This is a genomic window from Pontivivens nitratireducens (assembly GCF_011290545.1).
Taxonomy (GTDB): Bacteria; Pseudomonadota; Alphaproteobacteria; order Rhodobacterales; family Rhodobacteraceae; genus Pontivivens; species Pontivivens nitratireducens.
The window spans coordinates 95,009-115,215 of sequence record NZ_CP049813.1 but is presented as its reverse complement, the minus strand read 5'-3'; the positions used below and the strand labels follow the sequence as shown (position 1 = coordinate 115,215).

General features: G+C 64.2%; 8 protein-coding genes (1 of these 8 cut by a window edge). 5 read left to right on the top strand and 3 right to left on the bottom strand.

Annotation, left to right across the window (positions count from 1 at the left end; all coding sequences use genetic code 11):
* Positions 1-34 precede the first annotated feature (34 nt).
* The 3 genes from G8E03_RS15395 to G8E03_RS15385 all read right to left on the bottom strand — a co-directional run bounded on the left by G8E03_RS15395 (position 35) and on the right by G8E03_RS15385 (position 3,579).
* Entirely contained in the window at positions 35-859 is an 825-nt protein-coding gene (locus G8E03_RS15395) for an efflux RND transporter periplasmic adaptor subunit (protein ID WP_166194620.1), read from the bottom strand.
* On the bottom strand, positions 856-2,376 hold the full coding sequence (locus tag G8E03_RS15390) for a TolC family protein (RefSeq protein WP_166194617.1): 1,521 nt from the start codon (positions 2,374-2,376) through the stop codon (positions 856-858). Before G8E03_RS15390 ends, G8E03_RS15395 begins: the two co-directional genes overlap by 4 nt.
* 201 nt (positions 2,377-2,577) lie before the next feature.
* Positions 2,578-3,579, bottom strand: coding sequence for a replication initiation protein (locus tag G8E03_RS15385; RefSeq protein WP_240910484.1), 1,002 nt, complete (start codon positions 3,577-3,579; stop codon positions 2,578-2,580).
* 611 nt (positions 3,580-4,190) lie between these two features.
* Here G8E03_RS15385 and G8E03_RS15380 point away from each other — a divergent pair.
* The 5 genes from G8E03_RS15380 to G8E03_RS15360 all read left to right on the top strand — a co-directional run.
* The gene (locus tag G8E03_RS15380; protein ID WP_166194611.1) at positions 4,191-5,408 is read left to right on the top strand and encodes an AAA family ATPase; all 1,218 of its coding nucleotides are present in this window, start codon (positions 4,191-4,193) and stop codon (positions 5,406-5,408) included.
* Positions 5,405-6,388 carry a ParB/RepB/Spo0J family partition protein gene (locus G8E03_RS15375; RefSeq protein WP_166194608.1) on the top strand — a complete coding sequence of 328 codons (984 nt, stop codon included), beginning with the start codon at positions 5,405-5,407 and terminating at the stop codon, positions 6,386-6,388. Before G8E03_RS15380 ends, G8E03_RS15375 begins: the two co-directional genes overlap by 4 nt.
* Before the next feature lie 204 nt (positions 6,389-6,592).
* Positions 6,593-7,609 carry a methyltransferase gene (locus G8E03_RS15370; RefSeq protein ID WP_166194603.1) on the top strand — a complete coding sequence of 339 codons (1,017 nt, stop codon included), beginning with the start codon at positions 6,593-6,595 and terminating at the stop codon, positions 7,607-7,609.
* Positions 7,606-8,124, top strand: coding sequence for an AAA family ATPase (locus G8E03_RS15365; RefSeq protein WP_205793452.1), 519 nt, complete (start codon positions 7,606-7,608; stop codon positions 8,122-8,124). Before G8E03_RS15370 ends, G8E03_RS15365 begins: the two co-directional genes overlap by 4 nt.
* Positions 8,125-8,362: 238 nt before the next feature.
* Positions 8,363-20,207 carry the 5' portion of an LEPR-XLL domain-containing protein gene (locus tag G8E03_RS15360; protein ID WP_205793450.1) on the top strand. The gene runs 19,967 nt beyond the window's last position, so the window shows 11,845 of its 31,812 coding nt (coding positions 1-11,845); its start codon is at positions 8,363-8,365; its stop codon lies off the right edge, out of view.

Here is a 20,207-nt window from a genome sequence, read left to right as displayed (position 1 = left end):
GCGCAATCTGCACCTTGAATCCAGCAAAATTGTGTCATGGCACCATCACGCAGCGATAGCCCGGTGCGATCTCGTCACTATTGGTCGTGTAGTAGGCCCGGATCGTGCGCGAGCCCTGATCCGCCAGCGGCGAGATGTATTCCAGCCGCACCTGCGCCTGCACATCGCCCCTGTCCCCCGCCCGGATCGTCTGTTCGGGGGCCTCTCTCAATTGCTGTAGCTGTCCGACGGGAACGAAGACTTCGATCCGCATGGGATCCACCTGAACCAGTGTCGCGACCGGATCGCCGCTGGCGACCTCACCCGGGGACAGCAGCCCCTCGCCGATGATGCCGCTGGCGGGCGCGCGAATGTCGCCCTTGGCGATCTGGATGCGCAGACGTTCCGCCTCCGCCTCCGCCAGGGCGCGGGCTTCGCGCTCCCGCTCCAGATCGAATTGCGCGGTCAGTTTGTCACGCAGGGCTTCCTCATGCGCGGCGGCACTGATGACGCCGCCATCATAGGCCCGTCGCGCCGAAGTATAGAGCCGGGTCGCCACCTCGGACCGGGCCTGCGCGGCCTGCAACGTCGCCACGCCCGCGGCGCGCAATTCCGCCTGTGCCAGTTCGGCGCGCAGGATGTCGGTATCGACACGGGCGAGGATCTGCCCCTCCTCGACCATCTGGCCGGGGCGAACGCGGACCTCCGCCAGAATGCCGGGGATCGGCTGGGCGATCTCGATGATCCGCGCGGGCAGGATGGCACAATCCAGCGCCCCTTGCGGTCGGGCCTGAATCGCACCGGGATTGATCGCCTGCGCCGCCAACGGCCCGGCGAGGCTCAACCCAGCATATAACAGCGCGACACCCAGCATCCTCATATCAGCACCTCCACCGGATCGTTGCCGGTCAGAAAGGCCAGACGCGCGCGCGCCCGCAGAATTTCGTAGCGGCGCAGCAGCAGGCTTTCCTCGGCCCGGATCAACTGGATTTCCCGCGCCAGCACGGCAACGGGCGCGGCGACCCCCGACGCGACCGCCGCGCGTTCCGACCGCACCAGCGCCTGTGCCGCAGCCAGCGCACGCTCCGCCCCGGACAACGCTCTCAACCCCTGATCCACGCGGGCGATCAGGGTCACGATTTCAGCCTCCAACTGCCGTCGCAAGGCAACCTCGGACAGGGTGGCATCGCGATAGGCGCTTTCAGCGACCCGGTGCGCATAACCCGTTCCGGTGCGATTATAAATCGGAACGCTGACACGCACGCCGACCGCATATTCCTCCGTGTCCGTTCCGATGCGCGAGGCGGAGCCGCTTTCCCCCTCGTAATCGGCGCGGGCATAGCCCTCGACCCGGGGCGCGAAATCACGGGCCACCGCCTCACGGTACAGATCCCGGCGCCGCACCGTTTCCAGCCGCCGCTGCTGCATCAGGGGATTGGCCTCCAACGCGTCGGCCAGATAGCCGGTGACAGGCCCCGGCAGTTCGTAGGCGCTGGCAGAGGCGCGGATGACCTCGATATCCGTAACAGGGCGTCCCGTCAGCCGGGCCAAATCGGCCAGCGCGGTGTCGAGTTCCTGATCGAACAGGGCGATGTCGCCCTCCGCCGCGCCGCGTTCCACATCCAGCACCAGCGCCGCCGCCGCGACCGAGCGGCCCGCCGCGCGCAACCGCCCCTCGGCGGAAAGCTGGTCGCGCACCCTGCCCAGCCGCTTTTCCGTCAGATCGCGGCGCGCCTTGGCGGTCATGCCGCGCAGATACGTATCCGTGACTTCGAACACGGCGGCCTGTGCCTCCGCCGCGAAGGCCGCGCGGGCGACACCCTGCGCCCGATCCGCCGCATCCCGCGCCGCCAGCGCCGCCGCATCATAGATCGGCTGCACGGCCTCCACCCGCAGGATGGTGCGATCGAAATTCCCCTCTGCTCCACCCAGGCCGCCCGACCGGCCGATCCGCTCCTCGACCCGACCGAAATCTATGTCGCTGCCGATGCGCGGGGACAGCGCCATGCCCGCATTGTCACGCTCGATATCCGCGCGGCGCACCCCCTCCGCCGCCTGGGCCACGCGCAGGTTCTGCGTCCGGGCCAGAAATGCCAGCGTCCTCAGATCGGTTCCGGCAGGCACGACGCGGGGCGCGGCCGCAGTCAGATCTGTTCCGAAATCGCGCAGCTCGGACAGCGCCCGACCCGGCATCAGAACGGCGCTTCCCTCAAAACGGCCTGTCTGCGCCTGATAGATGGGGGAGCCTTGCGCGATCAGTTCAGCCTGCCGCAGCCCGTCCGCCGTTTCATCCGCCACGCCTTCGACCGCGTAGACCGGCGCGTCGATCTCATCCAGCGCCACCTGCGAAACAGGAAAACAGGCCGCCAGCAAATGTGCCGCAAGCGTGAGCTTCAAGAATATATACCCATTCGGGATCATACGGGGTCCAGTCCTAGACAGCGCCACCCGGTGTAAGGCGACGCAAGGGCAGGATAACGATCCCACGTATAGTTCTCTACCTTATTAAAGCATGAAAACGGTGATAATCGTTACCAACAGGCGGTCCGCCTATCCTTGAATAGGCAATTATCTTCCAAATACACGTTTAACGTGTATCTAAAGGGGCTGCCCTTCGGCAAAACTGCGAAAGAAAGCCAGGAACGCCTTGTCGGGATCGCGCACGGCGTCCTTGCCCGCGGACCAGGTTCGCCACTCGGATTCCACGTGATAGATATCGTATCCGGGGAATCGCAGGCGGGCGGTCTCATATGTCTCGGTGGCCAATGCGGGGCCCTGCCGGTCCAGCCGTGCGGGCCGCGCGCGCGGTTTTTCCACGGGATCCACCACCGGTTCGGTGCGCCCCTCCGCCCTGGCCCGCCGCCCGACGGAGGAAAACGCCATCGCCCGCGCGCGCTCCGCCTCCCCCTGCCCGTCCTTGCGCCACCAGCGCAGCTTGACGCCGGTCACGCGCCGCCCGGTCTTCACCGGCTCCATCTGAACGATGTAATCCGACAAGGCTGAGACCTCGGCCACCGCCGGCTTGATCGCCCGATTGTTGAGGTTCGCCCACTCCATCAGCTTGCCTCGCGGCACGCCCAGAACCCCGCGCAACTGGTCCAGGGTGAACTGCTCCTCCGAGCGATGTTTCAGATTTCCGCGCTTTTGCACCATTTCATACAGGGTCAGCGCGTATTTCGAGCTGAGCGCGAACATCACGTCGCGTTGCAATCTAGCAAAGATGGTCGAGTTTCCGATGATCTTGCGAAGGCGCGCAGGAATCTCGTAGTGCAACATTCCGTCCGCCCGGGTGTGTTCGATATTGCCGCCCAGAAGCTGCACACGCTCAACAGCAGGCTCACCGTCCCATTTCACCGCCACCCGCACGATGGAGGACATCAGACGTTCAACGCTTTCCCCCACCCTGTCGTTCGAGTTGTGCGACCCGCGCAGCAGCGACTTCGGGATCGTGTGCACCACCGGCTTGTCGATGTCATCCCAGGCGTTTTCCAGCAACTGGTTGTAGATCCGCCGATCCGCCAGGGTCAGCGGCGTGACCTCGACCAGATCGACCAGTTCGCCCGGCTTGATCAACGATTCCGCATTGGGCCTAGCCTGCATGGTGCGGTATGATGGCTTCGAGTCGGGTGCCATACGTCCATTCTCTTACTTTTGTCAGCCTCGTTACGTAAGCCTACACCGACGTTTCCACCTGCGCAATCACCCGAAACGTAAGCGACAGTCTCAGTCCGCTTCTCTCGACCAGCAATTTTGCCCCTGTTTTCATTGGCTTTCCTTGACACCCGATTCTCTGCGCCCCGCCCGTCCCGATATGTAAGGATACGCCAGCCTCCCGATTCGTAAGATCAACCAGCCCGATTCGTAAGCCAAACCATCCCGATATGTAGGGCGACGCACCCGATAGGTAAGGAATATGCATTAATACCCTTGAATTATCAGACATTTAGCGTCCGCGAACAAAGAACAACAAGAATCTGAACCAGGAAGAGGTGATTTTGAGTTTATGGGAGAGGGTAAGGGCGACCTCTCATTCCGAATCGAGCCTTACCAATCGGGTGATTTTTGCGACTCAGCAGTATGTCAGCTCCGACCATCGGATCATTTTACCGGAATTTCCGGTTTTTGAGGGGTTCACCTTCAAAAACCGCACTTGTCGCAGAATCCCGAAAACGGCAAGCTTGGCGCAACCTTTCTTCACAGCGGAGCGATCCATGTCGCAGTCCCCCCTGCCCCCATCCGTGTTGCCTCCCGTCGGAGAAACGGAGCTGGAGTTGCTCTCCACCCGCGCGGCCACGGTAATCGAACGTCTTCGCGACCGTGTGTTCGCGCCCGGCACCTCGAAACGTCTGCAACTCAGCTTCACCGTTCGCAAGGCCGCGCAAATGGTGGGCCGAACCGAGAAGACCATCCGCGAGGCCGAGGATGACGGTCGCCTGCCCGTCGCGGAAAAGGACGCCGAGACGGGGCGCCGCACCGGCTACGCCCTGTCCGACATCAACCGGATGCGGCAGGTCTTCGGCACCCTGCCCCATCGCGCCGATACGGATGAGGCCGCCGTGATCGCGGTGCAAAGCTTCAAGGGCGGCGTCGGCAAATCCACCGTTGTCTGCCACATGGCGCAGTATTTCGCGCTCAAGGGCTACCGCGTCTGCGTCATAGATTGCGACAGCCAGGCGTCCACAACATCGATGTTCGGCCTCAATCCCGATGTCGATGTCGATGACGAGGACGAAACCCTCTACCCCTTCTTTCGGCACGGCGGCCCGAAATCCCTGCACTATGCGTTGCGGGCGACCTACTGGCCCGGCATCGCGATGATCCCCGCCAATCTGGGGCTCTACGATGCGGAATACGAATTTGCGGCCCGCATGGTGCGCGAGGATGCATTCGTGCTCGACCGTCTGCGCGACGGTATCGACAGCATCAAGGACCAGTTCGACATCATCCTGCTCGACCCGCCGCCCGCGCTGGGAATGATCTCGCTCAGCGTGCTGCGAGCGGCCAATGCGCTGATCATTCCGGCACCGCCCAACAACATCGACTTCGCCTCGACCGCGCATTTCCTCAAGATGATGAATGCGACCCTGGGCGATCTGGCGGAGGCCGGGGGCGCGCGCGATTATCGCTTCGTCAAGATTCTGGCCACCAAGATGAACGATAACAAATCGGCGCATGTCGCCATCAAACGTATGATGGATGCGGTGTTTCCGCAGGACATGTTGCAGGCCGTGCTGAAGGACAGCGCCGAAATCGACAACGCGACGGCAAACCTGCACACGGTCTACGAACTGACCGGGGCCCAGACCCGAACCGAGACCCACCGCCGGTGCCGGGCCTATCTCGACGCCGTCGGTCGTGAGGTCGAGCTATTGATCCGCAAATCCTGGCCGAGCCACCATGCCGGTCTGCGAAAGGAGGGCCTGCTATGAGCAAGCGCCACGATGACGTATTCAACGATGTTCTGTCCGGTCTGGACGCCGCGAAGGCCCATGACACCGACCGCCAGTCCGGCACCCGGTTCCTTAAACGGCGCACGGGGCTGAGCGATCGTGCCGATACCGAGGAGAAGACCCTGCGCTGGGTCGATCCCGCGATCTGCCGCATGTGGATGCAGCACAACCGCGATTACGACATGCTGAATGAGGAAAACTGCGCCGATTTGATCGAGGGTATGCGCGCGCAGGGTCAGCAGGAATTTCCCGCCATCGTGCGCCGGGTGGATGCTGAGGACGGCTTCGAATACGAGGTGATCTGCGGCGCGCGCCGTCACTGGACCGTCAGCTGGTTGCGGGCGAACAACTATCCGAAATTCAAGTTCCTGATCGACGTGCGCGACCTGACCGATGAGGAGGCGTTTCGCCTCGCGGATATCGAGAACCGCGACCGCCGCGACATCTCCGATTACGAACGGGCGGTGGATTATTCGATGGCCTGCATGATGTATTACGGCGGCTCGCAAAAGGAGATGGCCGCGCGGCTCGAAGTTTCCCCCGCGTGGCTGAGCCGTTATCTGCAACTGGCGAAACTGCCCGGACAGATCGTGCTGGCCTATGGTGACAAGACGCTGATCAAGGAGCGTCACGCCCGCGCGCTTCGGCGATGGATGGCCACACCTGAGGAGGAGCGGGCGCTGTTCGACCGGTGCAGCGAACTGATCCGACGCCGTGAGGCAGGCAACCCGCTGACTGATGGCCAGGCGATTTTCAACTACCTCAACACACCGCCGAAGGCTCCGCCTGCACCGAAGGAGACGCAGAGCTTCAAGCGGGCAGGGGAGCGTGAGGGCATCACAATGCGCAAATCCGGGCGGACCATCCGCCTCGAATTCGACGAGGGGTTGAGCCGCGAGGCGGTCAAGGAGTGCTTCTCGCAATTCATGGCCGAGCATTATCCCGCCAAGCGACGATAGTGCGATTGCCCACGGGCAACTTTCGGAAAGATCAATGTTCACAAAGACTTGGGCGGCCTCGGATGGGCCGCCCATTTTGTAAGCGTAAGAGGGTCGGTTGGAATTGCCCATGGGCAACTTCGCAAAACGGACAAAATTTCAAGGGCTTGCGCGCTGGAAAACTCCTGTATTGACCGGCCCTACGCCTGCGGCCACCCTCCGCCCATGACATATGCAAATCCCCACGCACCCGAAGACGCCTTTCTCGAAACCTTTCCCGGCGCCATGGCGCTCGATTTGGGGGTGCGTCGCGGTCTGATCGACCGTATCGCGCTGGATGGAGCGGTGCCCGTGGATGCGCTGAACCTGCCGGCGGAGGCGGCGTTCTTTCCCGTGTTGCTGGAAAGGGCGGGCGTGGTGGTGCGGACGGGCGATGCGCTTTCGCTGACCGACGCGTTCGCGCGTGTGTGGCCTGCAAGGCGGACCGCGCTGGCGCATAAGCTTCGGTTTCTCAAGGCGGTCAGCGTCGATTTGGCGATGGGCATGTCCGATCTGGTGGGCGATCTGCCGACCTTCATGAAACAGGCGCATAGCTTCGACATCTTCGATTATTCCCACGCGCTGAAAACCGATGCGGATGCCCTCGCCCGCACGCAGATCTGGTGCGATTACGTGGCCGTCCTGACGGAGACCGAAGCCCCGGAAATCACCGCCGCGATTGACCTCGACCCCGGTGCGCGTGTGCTGGAGGTAGGCGGGAATGTCGGTGTTCTGGCCTCCGCGATCATGACTGCGTTCGGGGCGGAGGTGACGGTGCTCGACCTTCCGGGCGTTTGCGAATTGGGCAAGCGGCGCAACGCGGAGCGAGCATCGGGCGCGCGCCCGACATTCGTGGCGGGGGATGCGCGGCAGGGTGAGTGGGATGAACTGCCCGGCGCGCCCTGGGATGCCGTTCTGTTCAAGAGCGTTCTGCATGATTGGCCTGAGGATCAACGCGGAACCCTGCTGGATCACGCGTTGGCCGCGCTGGGGCCGGGCGGTCAGGTGATCATCGCGGAGCGGGGGCCGCTGGAAGCGACGGGGCCATTGCCGTACTGGCTCAGCGCGGATCTGGTCTTCGCTCCGTTCTACCGCTCGGGTGAGTGGTATGCGGCGGCATTGCGCGCGCGGGGATGCGAGGTGACGCAATTCACACCGGATCTGGGGTTGCCGTTCCATATCACGGTGGGGGTCAAGACATGATCCTTGCGATCTGCGGATTGCCGGGGTCGGGCAAGTCCACACTCGCATATGCCCTGGCACGCCGCGTCGGGGCGGAAGTCGTGGCGTGGGACGATCATGAGACGATGACCGGCAGATCGCCTGATGAAATCGAATGCTGGTTGCGGCGTGGCGCCCCGTTCGATGAAATCACCGCTCCGGGTTTGGTGGAGCGTTTGCGCGATGGGGGCGAGCGGGTGATCCTCGACGGCCTGCTCGGCCCGGCATGGCCCCCTGTTGCGCCGTTGATTTCGGCCGCGATCTGGCTGGATTGCCCCCCGGATATCGCTTTGGCCCGCAAAATGGCGCAAATGTTAAAAATCGCGGACAGGCGCTGGATTGCTCAATATCTTGAAGCTTATCCACGTTTTGCTGCACCTGCGTTGGTTCTGCAACAAGAGAGGGTCGTGCCACTGTGTAGTCTTTCGCTTGACGCTTCATCAACGTTGCGCCCTTCGTTAAACTTTATTGAAAAGCGATTCTTTTCTAGTAATTAAAGGACGTTCTGCGGATCGCTTTTGATGAGTTTCGCTAGAAAAGGCTGGATTGGAATGGGCCTTGTGGACTACAAGGAAACTGCGGAGATACGGTTTCGCCACCTGCGGGGGTAGGGTGGCGCTAACGTGTTGAAGTGAATGTTTTTTTGCAGGAGACTTGCCCGTGTCCATGCCGTTTGGCCGCCGTGTTGTCGGTAGTTTGCCCCACCTCCCGATCAACCGTGGGTTTCGCGCCCGTTTGAAGCATCGTGACCGTGACCGTTTTGAACGGTTGCGGCGCGCGGCATGGCGGCTGATGCTCGACCCGATGGAACCGCGCGTTCTGCTGTCGGCCGATCCATTCGGACTGGCCACCGGAACCTACGATACGGATGTGATGGCGTCCGGGGCGGTATCGGGTTCGACGCTGACCGTCAGCATCGACGACGATCTGAATGCGGGAACGGAGATTGGAGTACGGATTGCGACCGGGGCAACGGCGCAGGAAGTCATCATCACCGACCGGCACAATCGCGATGTTGAGATCTATCGCGGGGACCTGACGGGCATCAGCACCCTTACGATCAACGGCGATCAGGGCGACGATCATTTCGCGGTGGATTTCGACGCATCGACGCTGGACTCCTCGTTCGAGTTGAAGATCGTCGGCCAAAGCGGCGCGGATTCCGTCGATTTCATCGGTTTCGACGAGGGGTATCAGGGCCAGATCGCGGCCTATGCGGACTCGATACGCGTGGCGGATGGGGTTAGTCTGGGAACCGCAGCGTCCAAGGTCGGCAAGGTCACGTTCAACGCGTCAGGCACCAACACCGGCAGGACCGGCGGATCGGCCAGTGTGGACGACAATCCGAGCTATCTGATTGATGTCGATGGCTCGATCCGGTCCTCCTCGACAGTGGATATCTTCGTCACGGCCACGACCACAGGCACGACGGCGCTGACTGGCGTAAGCGAGAGTTTCGTCGCGGGCGCGGATGCGACCATCGACGTGGCCGCCGTATCCGTTATCGACGCGACCGCAATTGACATACAGGCCTGGACGCGCGGCACTATCGAGGTTGAGGCGAACAACACGCTGGCCTTCGTCGCGGATGTCACGCTGCGCGACCGTGCGGTGGTCGATGTCGCGGGCACGTTGACAGGCAACAGCGTCAAGCTGAACGCGCTCAACAGCACCGACCTGACCGTCACGCTGACCTCGGCTGCGTATACAGCGACCGATGCTGTCTTTGGCACGCAGGATAGTGCGACGATCGGCTTCGATGCGCTGGCCTCCACCCTGAATGCCACGCGCGCCGCGACGGTGACGATTGCGGATGGTGCCGATGTTTCGGGCAGCTACGTCTCGATCAGTGGTGAGATCTCGGGCGATGTGACCTCGACCATCGAAAGCACTCTGTTCGGGCTGGCGGCGCAGGTGGTGGACGATACCGCGTCGGTGACCATTGGATCGGCTTCGGTGACGAGCACCGGTGTGGTTGCCGCAACGGCAAAGAACAAATCCACCGTCTCCTCCGAGGCGATCGTTGCCAGCAACACGGTGACAGGCACGACTGGCGTGTCGCTGACGGGTGCCACGGTTTCGGGCAGCGCGGTCATTCTGTCCGCGAACGATACGTCCAACGTCATCGTGCAGGCGAAGGATTTCGATATCGGGCTGGCGGGCTTCACCTCGATCAGCCTGCCATTCGGGCTGGCATTGAATGAGGTGACGCGCTCGGTGTCGACGGTCGTCTCGGGCGGCAGCGTGACCGCCACCACCGGCGATATCGACGTTACCGCCACGAATGCGATGGTTTTGGTGTCCTATTCCGGCGCGCAGCAGCTCAACGTGCCGACAGGATATGTGAACCCGACGGGCTTCGCGCTGAACATCGCGGGGACGCTGGCGGTGAATGAATTGCTGGGCGGCACCACGGCCAGCGTGACAGGGGCGACGATTACGGCGGCGGGCGATGTGGATATCACCGCGACTAGCAACGCCTTGCTGGATTCCAAGACGGAGGCGACTGCGCAGACCGTCGGCGGCGACGGGGCGGCGATTGCACTGGCGGTGGCGTATAACAACCTTGGCCGGGATGTGGATTACACCGATTTCGAGGAGGGGATCGACACGATCCTGGGCCTGGGTCTGGACGTGACCTATACCGGGTTCGAGACGGTGGCCCTTGTCAGCGGATCCGCCATCAGCGGGCGCGATGTCAGCGTGCTGGCCACGACGGAGCAGATGCTGCTGGACGCGACCACAACCAACGTGGCGAAGAACGAGTCCATCGCGGCGAGCCGCAAGACCAAGTCCTATGCCGCGGGCATCGTGCTGGCCACCAACATGGTGACCTCCGCGACCCGTGCGAGTGTGCAGAATGATGGGGCCGCACGCTCCACCATCACCTCCACCCGAAATGTAAGCGTCAAGGCCGATGACGGCGCCAGCATCAATGCCAACGTCAAGCTGGTCGCGAATGCGACAGCGGCGACCGATGGCGGGGCGTCCAACGTGGACGCGCTGATCGGCGGCATCAGCCCGGCGGATTACCGGACCAATGGCACGATCCAGACGGATGGCGATCTGCTGACGCCCGAGACACTGGGGTCGAACCCGTCGCTGGACTTCGGCGACCGGGTGCAGCTTTACGCCGATCTGGCCGGCTCGACCGGTACGGCCACCGGCACGGCGGGCGATATCTACAAGTTCATGGGGGCTGACGGCACCGAGGTGGATCTGCGCACGACCGATTTCACCGATACCACCCTGTGGAAGGTCGCGACCGAAACCGATCTGGTGCCCACCGGCAATTCCTTCGAGGAGACGGACGCCATCGGGCTGGGCGGTGTCGTGGTGCGCAACGAGGTCGACTCGGGCGCTGCGGCGCTGGTGCAGCAGACGGATATCGCGGCGGCCAGCGACGTGAAGGTCGAGGCGGCGGGAACCGGCAACCTGACCTCGCTGGGCGATATCGGCGTCACGGTGTCGAGCGGCAGTTCCCTGACCGGCGACGGCGACAGCAACGCCGTGGGCGGGGCCCTGATCCTCAATATCCTGAACGGCGGGTCCACTGCGACCCTGCGCGACAGTACTGTCACGATGACCAATGGCGGTGCGCTGGTCGGTGCCACCAACGCCACCGCGATGGATGCCACGCTGCACGGTGCCTTTGCCGGCGGTGCGGATACCAAGGCGCTGATGATCGCGTTCAACACGGTCGGGTACGAGGCGCAGAACCTGCTGTTCATGGCGGTGGACACCTTGCTGGCCAGCGATATCGGTGCGCAGCGTCCTGCGGGCGCGACGGCGCTGGTCACGGGATCGACCGTGACGGCGACCGCGACACCGACGGGCGTGGATGCGTTGAGCGTCAGCGCGGTGAACTCCGCCACGTTGACGGCGCTGACGGATATGAATGCGACCACGGCGGCCTCGGCCTTTCGCGGGGCGGACGGGGCGTCGGCGGGGGCGGTCGTCACGCAGAACATGCTGTCGGGTGCCGCGCGCGCGACCGTCATCACCAGCACGATCACCGGGGCGGGCATCGCGATCCTGGCGGATGACAGCACGGTGATGGATGCGACCACCGCGATGATTACCGCAGCCGGGGCGGATAACGATCTGGGCTTCGGCATCGTCAACAGCCTCATCGACAAGGCGCAGAACGATTACGCCTACACCACCAAGAGCGCGGATCAGACGATCACGTTCGGGCAGCGTGTGCTGCATCAGGTGCCCGGCGTCGGCGGTGCGGATCCGACGGATGAACTGTACGAATATCTGGGCGGCACGCCGCTGACCGTGGCGGACTGGGCGGATGTCGATTTCACGGACCTGAACCTGTGGCAGCTCAAGGATACCGGCAATCTGCTGACCGGATCGCTGGCCAAGGCGATTTTCAAGGGGTTCGCGATCAAGGGCGCGGGCGGCGCCTCCAGCGCGCAATCCGCGATGCTGACCCGAAACGAGGCGCATGGCGGCGCGGTGGCGCTGGTCACGCAAAGCACGCTGATCGCGGATGGCGATGTGTCCGTCATCGCGCGGGAGCGCGCGTCGCTGAAGGCGCACAACTCCTCCACCATTCAGGCGAAGGAAACCAGTGGCGGCGTGGTCGCGACCAACGCCCTGTTTTCCAAGGCCACGGCAGGCATGTCCAATGGCAGCGTGACCACCACGGCGGACGGGGACGTGACCGTCAAGGCGCTGAACGTCACGACGATGGATGCGTTCCTGAACATGAACACCAGCGCGAAGTCCAAGGCGATGGCCTTCACCTTCGCGTTCAACACGGTCGGCTATGACACCGGCAACATCCTGTTCGCGGCGCTGGATGCGTTCCTGGGCTCGGATTATTTCATCGAGACGGACCCGACGGGGGCCGAGGCGTTCATGGATTACGTCAGCGCCACCGTCGCGGGCGATCTGGACGTCAGCGCGGCCAGCCGCAACGTGATCTCGGACCCCACCGACATCCTGCCCGGCGCGGTTACGGCGGCGGATCTGGACAACGTGGCGGTCTCCAAGCCCGACGACGCGGCGGACGCGACTGCGGATGCGGCGATCACCACCGCGCTTGAGACGGCATTCACCACGCTCGGCGTGGGATATGAGGGCGATCTGACGGTCGAAATCCTTGCCGCCGGGGCGCAATGGTACGTCACGGACTCCCAGGGCCGCATCTGGCAGATCAAGGACAGCAGCACCGCAGGGATGGAGCTGGCCGAGGTCAGCATCCTGAACGCTACGGTCGGTGCCGATACCAAGACCAAGGCCAAGAACGACCGGGTGCTGGTCGATGCCTTCGCTGAATCCACCAAGACCAATGACAAGGGCGAAGAGGTCAACAAGGGCAAGAGCTACAAGGACCTGAAATACGGTGCGAACGCCTCGGCGACCGGCGGCGTTCTGGCCACCAACCGGGTGGCGAGCGAAACGAAGGCCTGGATCTCCGGCGCGGCCAAGACCCATGATCTGAACGCCACCATCACCGATCTGGCCACCGGCGACCGGGTTGTGTCCGGCGGGCGGGTCTATGTCTGGACCGGCGCGCCCAGCGTGATCGACGCGGATGACGGACTGGGCCTGGAATCCGTGCCCTCCAGCCTGTCCACCGGCACGACCGTGCGTCTGCTGGGGCTGGTTCCGGGCTTCGCGGACGATATCGGGGTCTATCTGCGCTATGACGGCAGTTCGATCACGAATACCGCAGGTGACAAGCTCAAGACGCTGATCGAGGATAATTCCGACGACTGGACCATCGTCGCGACGCCGCCATCGGTCGTATTGAGCGATGCGGTGCAGAGCTTTGCCACGAATGCGGACTGGGTGGATATCGGGGCGGATGCGCAACGCGACGTGACCGCCGCCGGGCTGAGCGTCACGGCGCAGGACAGCGCGAACATGCGCGCGGGCACATCGCTGCTGGTGGACGCGACCGCGATCAACAACATGGACATCGTTGGCGAATACATGGCCAAGGCCGCCGCCAACGAGTACCGCTTTACCAACCATTCCGGGTCACAGTTCGTCACCTCCTCGGACATGATGCGGATGGGCAGCGTGGACACGACCGGGCTGACCGGTCAGGCGCTGATCGACGCGCAGGCGCTCAACGCCCTGACGGGGCGGGTGTTTATCTATCTTGGGCCGGACGCGACGCTGGACATGGGCGCATTGAAGGCGGCGGATCTGACCGACACGAGCGAGTCCGCATTGTGGGCGGATTTGTCCGTCGTGCCGGATGTGCAGGATCTGCTGTCTCCGAACCTTGGGAATCTGGCGGATTCCAACGCGACCGCGACCGGCGCGACCGTGGTGACGAACCAGGTGGACGGTGCCACCCGGGTGGATGTGCGCGAGGTCGCCATCACCGCCACGACGGGCGATATCGTGATCGCGGCGACAGGCAACGCGACATTGCTGTCGAACGTAACAACCTCCGTCAGTGTTTCGGGCGGATCGACCTGGGGTTCGGGTACCGTGGTGGCCAAGCAGGGCATGGTGGCGACCAACATGTTGCTGGGCGCGGCGGCGACGGTGGTGCACGATGCGGACCTGCGCGCGACCGTGGGCGACGTTACGATCACCGCCGATCAGGCGACCGTGATGGACAGCACCATCGATTCCAACGCCATGACCGGCGACACGGCGAAAAGCTTGACGCTGGCCTTCAACACGCTGGGCTGGGCGGCGCAGAACATCCTGTTCAACACGTTCGAGGCGATCATCGGGGATCCGTTCATCTCGGACGATCTGCTGGATGGCAAGGTCGAGAGCGGCGGATCGGTCACCATCACGGCGAGCAATATCCTGGCTGGTGGCGATCTGAACGCGGCGGCGTATACCACCGCGCTGATGAACGCGACGGTGACGAACGCCACGATGTCAGAGGCGGGCGCGATCAAGGATGCAGGCGGCGAAAGCACTGGCGCGCTGATCACCTCGAACAAGGCGCAGGCCAAGGCGCAGATCCTGGTGGACAATGCCGATGCAGCAACCGGTGAGAAGCTGAGCGCGGGCAACGATCTGACGATCTCGGCCGAGGACCGCTCGAAGTTCTTCTCGAACACGAAATTCGTGACCTCCTCCACCACGTCGAATACCGGCGGTGTGGACGTGTTGCAGGAAACGCTGAACGATGTGTTCCCGGTGGATTTCGATACAGGTCTGGTCAGCGGGTCTGTCGCGCTCGGCTTTCAGGATCGCGTGCGGGTTGCGGACAATTTCACCAACGTGCCCGCAGCGGGCGAGGGGGAAATCGATCCGGCCGGCAATATCTATTATTACCTCGGCAACGATGTGGATGCCTCGGGCAATCCAATTCTGGTCGATCTGAGCACGGCGAACTTCCTCGATCTGGACCTGTGGCGTCAGGCGTCGGAAAGCTCGATCATTCCGCAGGGATACAACATCCCCGACAGCGACCCGGACAAGAGCGGCTCTGACAGCAAGGCGACCGGCGTGGTCTTCGTGCTGAACGATCACCGCTCCGGCGCCAGCGCGATCGTCAGGAACGCCACGCTGAACACCACGGATGGCGACATTACGGTGCGCGCCGATCTGGCGGCGGAAATGCATGTGGACGTGAACAACGCCACCTCTTCCTCGGGCGGGTCCGCGACCGGCGACGGGGTCAGCAAGGCGATCAGCGGCACTGTCGGCACCAACGTGATGCTGGGCGCGGCGGAGGCTGCGGTCATCGACAGCACGCTGAACGCCAGCGATGCGGCGGGGGGTGTGGCGGATACCGGCAACGTGATCGTCACGGCGATCAATGACATGGTGATGTCCGCGAACATGCAGGCGATCACGGCGACCGGCGACACGGCCTATGGCGTGCTGGCGGCGTTCAACACGATGGGCTGGAAACCGTCCAACGCGCTGTTCAACGCGGTTGAGACGCTGATCGGCTCCAGCCCGATTTCCGAGGCCTTCGATGGGGAGGAACCGGCGGAGGCGCGCGCCTATATGGAGCGTGTGCAGGCAACGGCGGATGGCGATATCTCCGTCACGGCGGACAATACCGCCACCGTCACGGCGAAAACCGGGAATGAGACGACCAGCGCGGCCAGTGCCCTGACCGGTGCGACGGGCAAGGGTGTGGGCGGCATCATCGCCTCCAACAAGCTGAGCGCGGGCGCGCGGGCCTGGATCACCGGCGCCTTTGTCGAGCCTTCGGGCAGCGCGGATCTGAAAACGGGCGATTTCGTGATCGCGGCGGATGGCAATGTCTGGAAATGGACCGGCGCGGCGGGCAGTGTCGCGATCCCGGCGGATACGGGTTTTGGCACCACGGCGGGCTGGTCTGCGGCGACGCGCGGCGATGTGAACGCTCTGGTCGCGGGCGGCGATGTTACGGTCAGCGCGACCGACGACGCGACGCTGGACGCCACCAATGACAGCAAGACGCAGGTCACCGTCACCAATGATGGCGGGTTGAGCATCGTTCTGAACATCGCGACCAATCTGTCCGACGATTACGGCTATACCACCCTGTCGGGCACCCGCGCGCTGAGCAGCGGCGACATGGTGCGCATCGGCTCGAACCGCGACGGTACGGACGGGCTGACTGCGGGCGACATGTATGCCGCCGTGCAGCAGGTTGACGCGAATGGCGATCCGATCATCGGGCCGGATTACCTGAACCCGATCGACCTGGCGACGACCGACTTCTCCGACACGGATCTGTGGCTGAAGATCCCGGTCTCTCCGGAGCAGATCGCAGGGTTCATTCAGGCGGTCACCGGCGTGGCCGGGCTGGGCAATGTCTCCACCTCCGACGCGAAGGCGGTGGGGGCGGCGATTGCGTTCAATGACGTGCGCAGCCATGCGTTGACCACTGTGCAGGGTGCGGACATCAACGCGGGTGGCGCGATCACCATCGCGGCGGATGAGACGTCGAGCTTTACCGTGCTCAACACCGGCACGGTGTCGGCGGATGGCGGTTCCGTCTTCAAGGGGGGCAAGACCTCCGCCGTCAATGCGATCATCGCGACAAACGCCCAGAACGCGGAGGCGGAGACGCTGGCGCGGAACGTCACGCTGGATGCGGGCGGCAAGGTCAGCGTTACGGCGCAGAACGCCGCCACGATGAGCGCCACGGTCGATATGAGCACAGCCGCCACCGGCGGATCGCAGGCAATCGCGGTTGGCGTGACGGTGGCGTTCAACCAGATCGGCTATGCCAGCAGCCTGATCTTTACCAACATCGTGGACATGTTCGCGGGCACCTCTCTGCTGGGTCTGGACCGGGCGCAGGCGACGGCGACCCTGTCGGATGCGACCATCACCTCGGGCGGGGATCTGGACGTGTCGGCGGACAATGCGCTGACGCTGGACGCGACGATCAGTTCCTCTGCGCTATCGGTGGCGATCTCGAAGGAGGCCACGACCTCCGTTTCGGTCGCGCCGATCCTGTCGATGAACCGCGTGGCCGGTCAGGCGGTCGCGGTGCTGGAGGATATCTCAACGCTGACGGTCGGCGGCAACGTCAATGTCACGGCACTGGATACATCCGTCATCAACGCGGTCGTCATCTCGGCCACGGCGGCGATTTCGGCCAGCACCAGCGGATCGAAATCTGTGGCGGTGGGTGCCAGCTTCACCCGCAACGACATCGACAGCGAGGCGCAGGCCCGCGCGGTTCGCGTCGGCACCTCCGCCACGGCGGCGGCGGTCACGAACGATCTGAACGTGACGGCGAAGCGCGCGGCGCAGATCAATGCGACGGGGCTTGCGGCCTCGGTCGCGGTGTCGATCTCGGCGGGGTCCAGCAACTCGGTCGCGGTATCGGGTGCCGGCGCGTTGGCTGCGAACGTGATCGGCGGCACGGCGGATGCGCTGATCGACACGTCGAACATCACGGTCGGCGGCGATACGACGGTCAGCGGCACGTCCGGTTCCGCGATCAACGCGACGATGGCGTCGGTGGCGGCATCGGTCTCGATCTCCGGCGCGACGACGCCTGCGGTGGCGGTCGGATCCTCGCTGGCGGTGAACTGGATCGGCTATGGCAAGGTGGCGCAGCGGTTCCAGGATCAGATCACCGCGACCAGCGCCGATGGTGAGGTGACGCTGGGCGACAATGCCCTGGTCGTCGCACAGGGCGGCACGGTGGCGGGCGGCAAGCTTGCCTCGACCGGATACAGCTTTGTCGGCACGCCCGGCATGGTGGATCTGGGCACGACGGATTACACGAACACAGCACTCTGGCGTGAGGAATTCCGCCTGTCCGATGGGGGTGTCGCGCGCATCGACGCGGGTGACATCGTGCGGGTCGCGGATGGCGATCAGCTGTCGGGCGCGGTCTTTGAATATGTCGGCTCGGAATCCCAGGTGGGTCAGGTCGTGGATGGCGTGACAACGCTGATCGACCTGAGCCTGGCCGATTTCACCAACCGCGATCTGTGGTTGCGCAAGGATATGGCGGCGGGCACCGATGTCGGGGCGGTCGCGCAGGTGCGCGGCTCCGATCTGGCGGGCACCGGCGACGTGAAGATCGTGGCCGATGCGGCGCAGAGCATCAGCTCCACTGTCGTGGCGGCGGCGGTCGCATTGTCGGCAGGCAAGACGGGGGTCGCGGTGGGAATCGCGGGGTCGGTCGCGGTGAACAACATTCGCGGCGGGGCCTATGCGGCGATTTCGGGCGACATGGATTCGGGGGTCAGCGGATCGACCATCACGGTCGATGCCACGGATACCAGCATCATCAACGCGGCCACGGCGGCGGCGGCGGTCAGCGCGGGATTCGGCTCCACTGGGGTTGCGATCTCCATCGGGTTGTCGGTCGCGTATAACGAGGTTTCGGGCGACACGGTCGCGGAGATTGTCGGCGCGAACGTCACCGGCAGCGGCACGGCGGACGATGACGGTGTCTTCGTCACCGCGGGCAGCGCCCCGCCGCCCAGCTTCACCGCGGCGGCAAATCCGCTGATCACGGTGGATCGCCTGAACGACGCAACCGAGGTCGCGACGAATGACGACGGCGACGCGGTCGATCCGACCGATGCGGCGGCGGACAAGGCCACCATCGACAAGATCACCGAGTTGATGAACGACCAGATGGCCGCTGTCGATGCGGTTCAGGGCAGCTATACCGACGGCACCGTGCGTCTGACCAAGAACAACCAGGCTGGCGGCTGGACGCTGGTGGACGAGGCGGGCAAGGCGTTCTCGATCAAGCTGGGATCGGGCGGTGAATTGCAATTCGAGGTCATGACGATCAACGCGATTTCGGCTGCGGCATCGCTGGCCATTGCGGGCGGATCGACGGGCATCGCGGTCGCCGGGGCAGGGGCGTTGTCGCTGAACTTCGTCACCACGAATGTGCGGGCGCGGGTGGTGGATTCCATCGTCGTGTCCGCTGGCGATATCGGCATCGACGCCAGCATGAAGTCTGGCATCAACTCGGCGGTTCTGGCGGCTGCGATCTCCGCCGGGTTCGGGTCCACGGGTGTGGGCGTGTCCGTGGGCGCGGCGCTGGCGTTCAACTATGTCGGCAAGGGTTTCGCCGGGTTGAGCGATGGCGGCGCGGTCGCGGCTTATGCGCAAGACAGCCGCTTGCAGGCGGGCGATGCGCTGGTCATCACGGCCACGAATGAGGCGCAGATCAACGCGCTGGCCTTCGCGGGGGCGGTGGCGATTGCGGCAGGTTCCACCGGGGTTGCTGTCTCCGGCTCGGGCGTTGTGGTGCAGAACTGGGTCGATATCGACACGACCGCCTATATCCAGGGCGACGGCGCGGCGAGCGGTTCGTTGCCCGGTATTTCCGGCGCGACCGTCAAGGTTGAGGCAGACGGCAGCGGTGAGATCAACGCGGCGGCGGCGGCGGTGTCCGTGGCCTTCGCTGCGGGGGCGACCGGGGTTGCCGTTTCCATCGGGATCACGGCGGTTCATAACGAGATCACGGGCGATACCTCCGCCCACATCACCGACGCGGATCAGGGCGTGCGGTCCACCGGCGACATGATCGTCGCGGCATCGGATACGGCGACGATCAACGCGGTGGGCGCGGCGGCGGCACTGGCGGCGGGCTTCGGCTCCGTCGGGGTGGCGGTTTCGGGTGCCGGGGCGCTGATTACGAACCGCATCACCAGCGGGGCCACCGCCCGGATTCTCAATTCCGACACGACCGTCACGACGGGCAAGTTGACGGTGCAGGCAGACAGCGCCGGCACGATCCGATCGCTCAACGCGGCGGCCTCGCTGGCGGTGGCGGCCGGGGCCACGGGTGTGGGCGTGTCGATCGGTGTGGCGCTGGCGCGCAACCTGATCGGAACGGGGCTGATCCCGTTCACCGCAGGCGCGGGCGACAAGACCACGGCGGATACCGTCACCACCCTGACCAAGGGCACCCGGGTCGAGGTTCTGGGCGGCGTGCGTGAGGGCGACGTCTACGAATATATCGGTGAGACCATCACCCCGGAGCAGGCGTTGGCGCTGGATACCGTCGATTTCGCGGATGCCGAAAACTGGCTGCTGCACAATGTCAGCGGCACCCCTGTCGTCGTCACGGCGGAGATCGTCAATTCCGACGTCACCACCGGCGGCGCGGTGGAGGTTCTGGCCACGTCGAAGCAGAAGGTCGATGCGGTCTCGC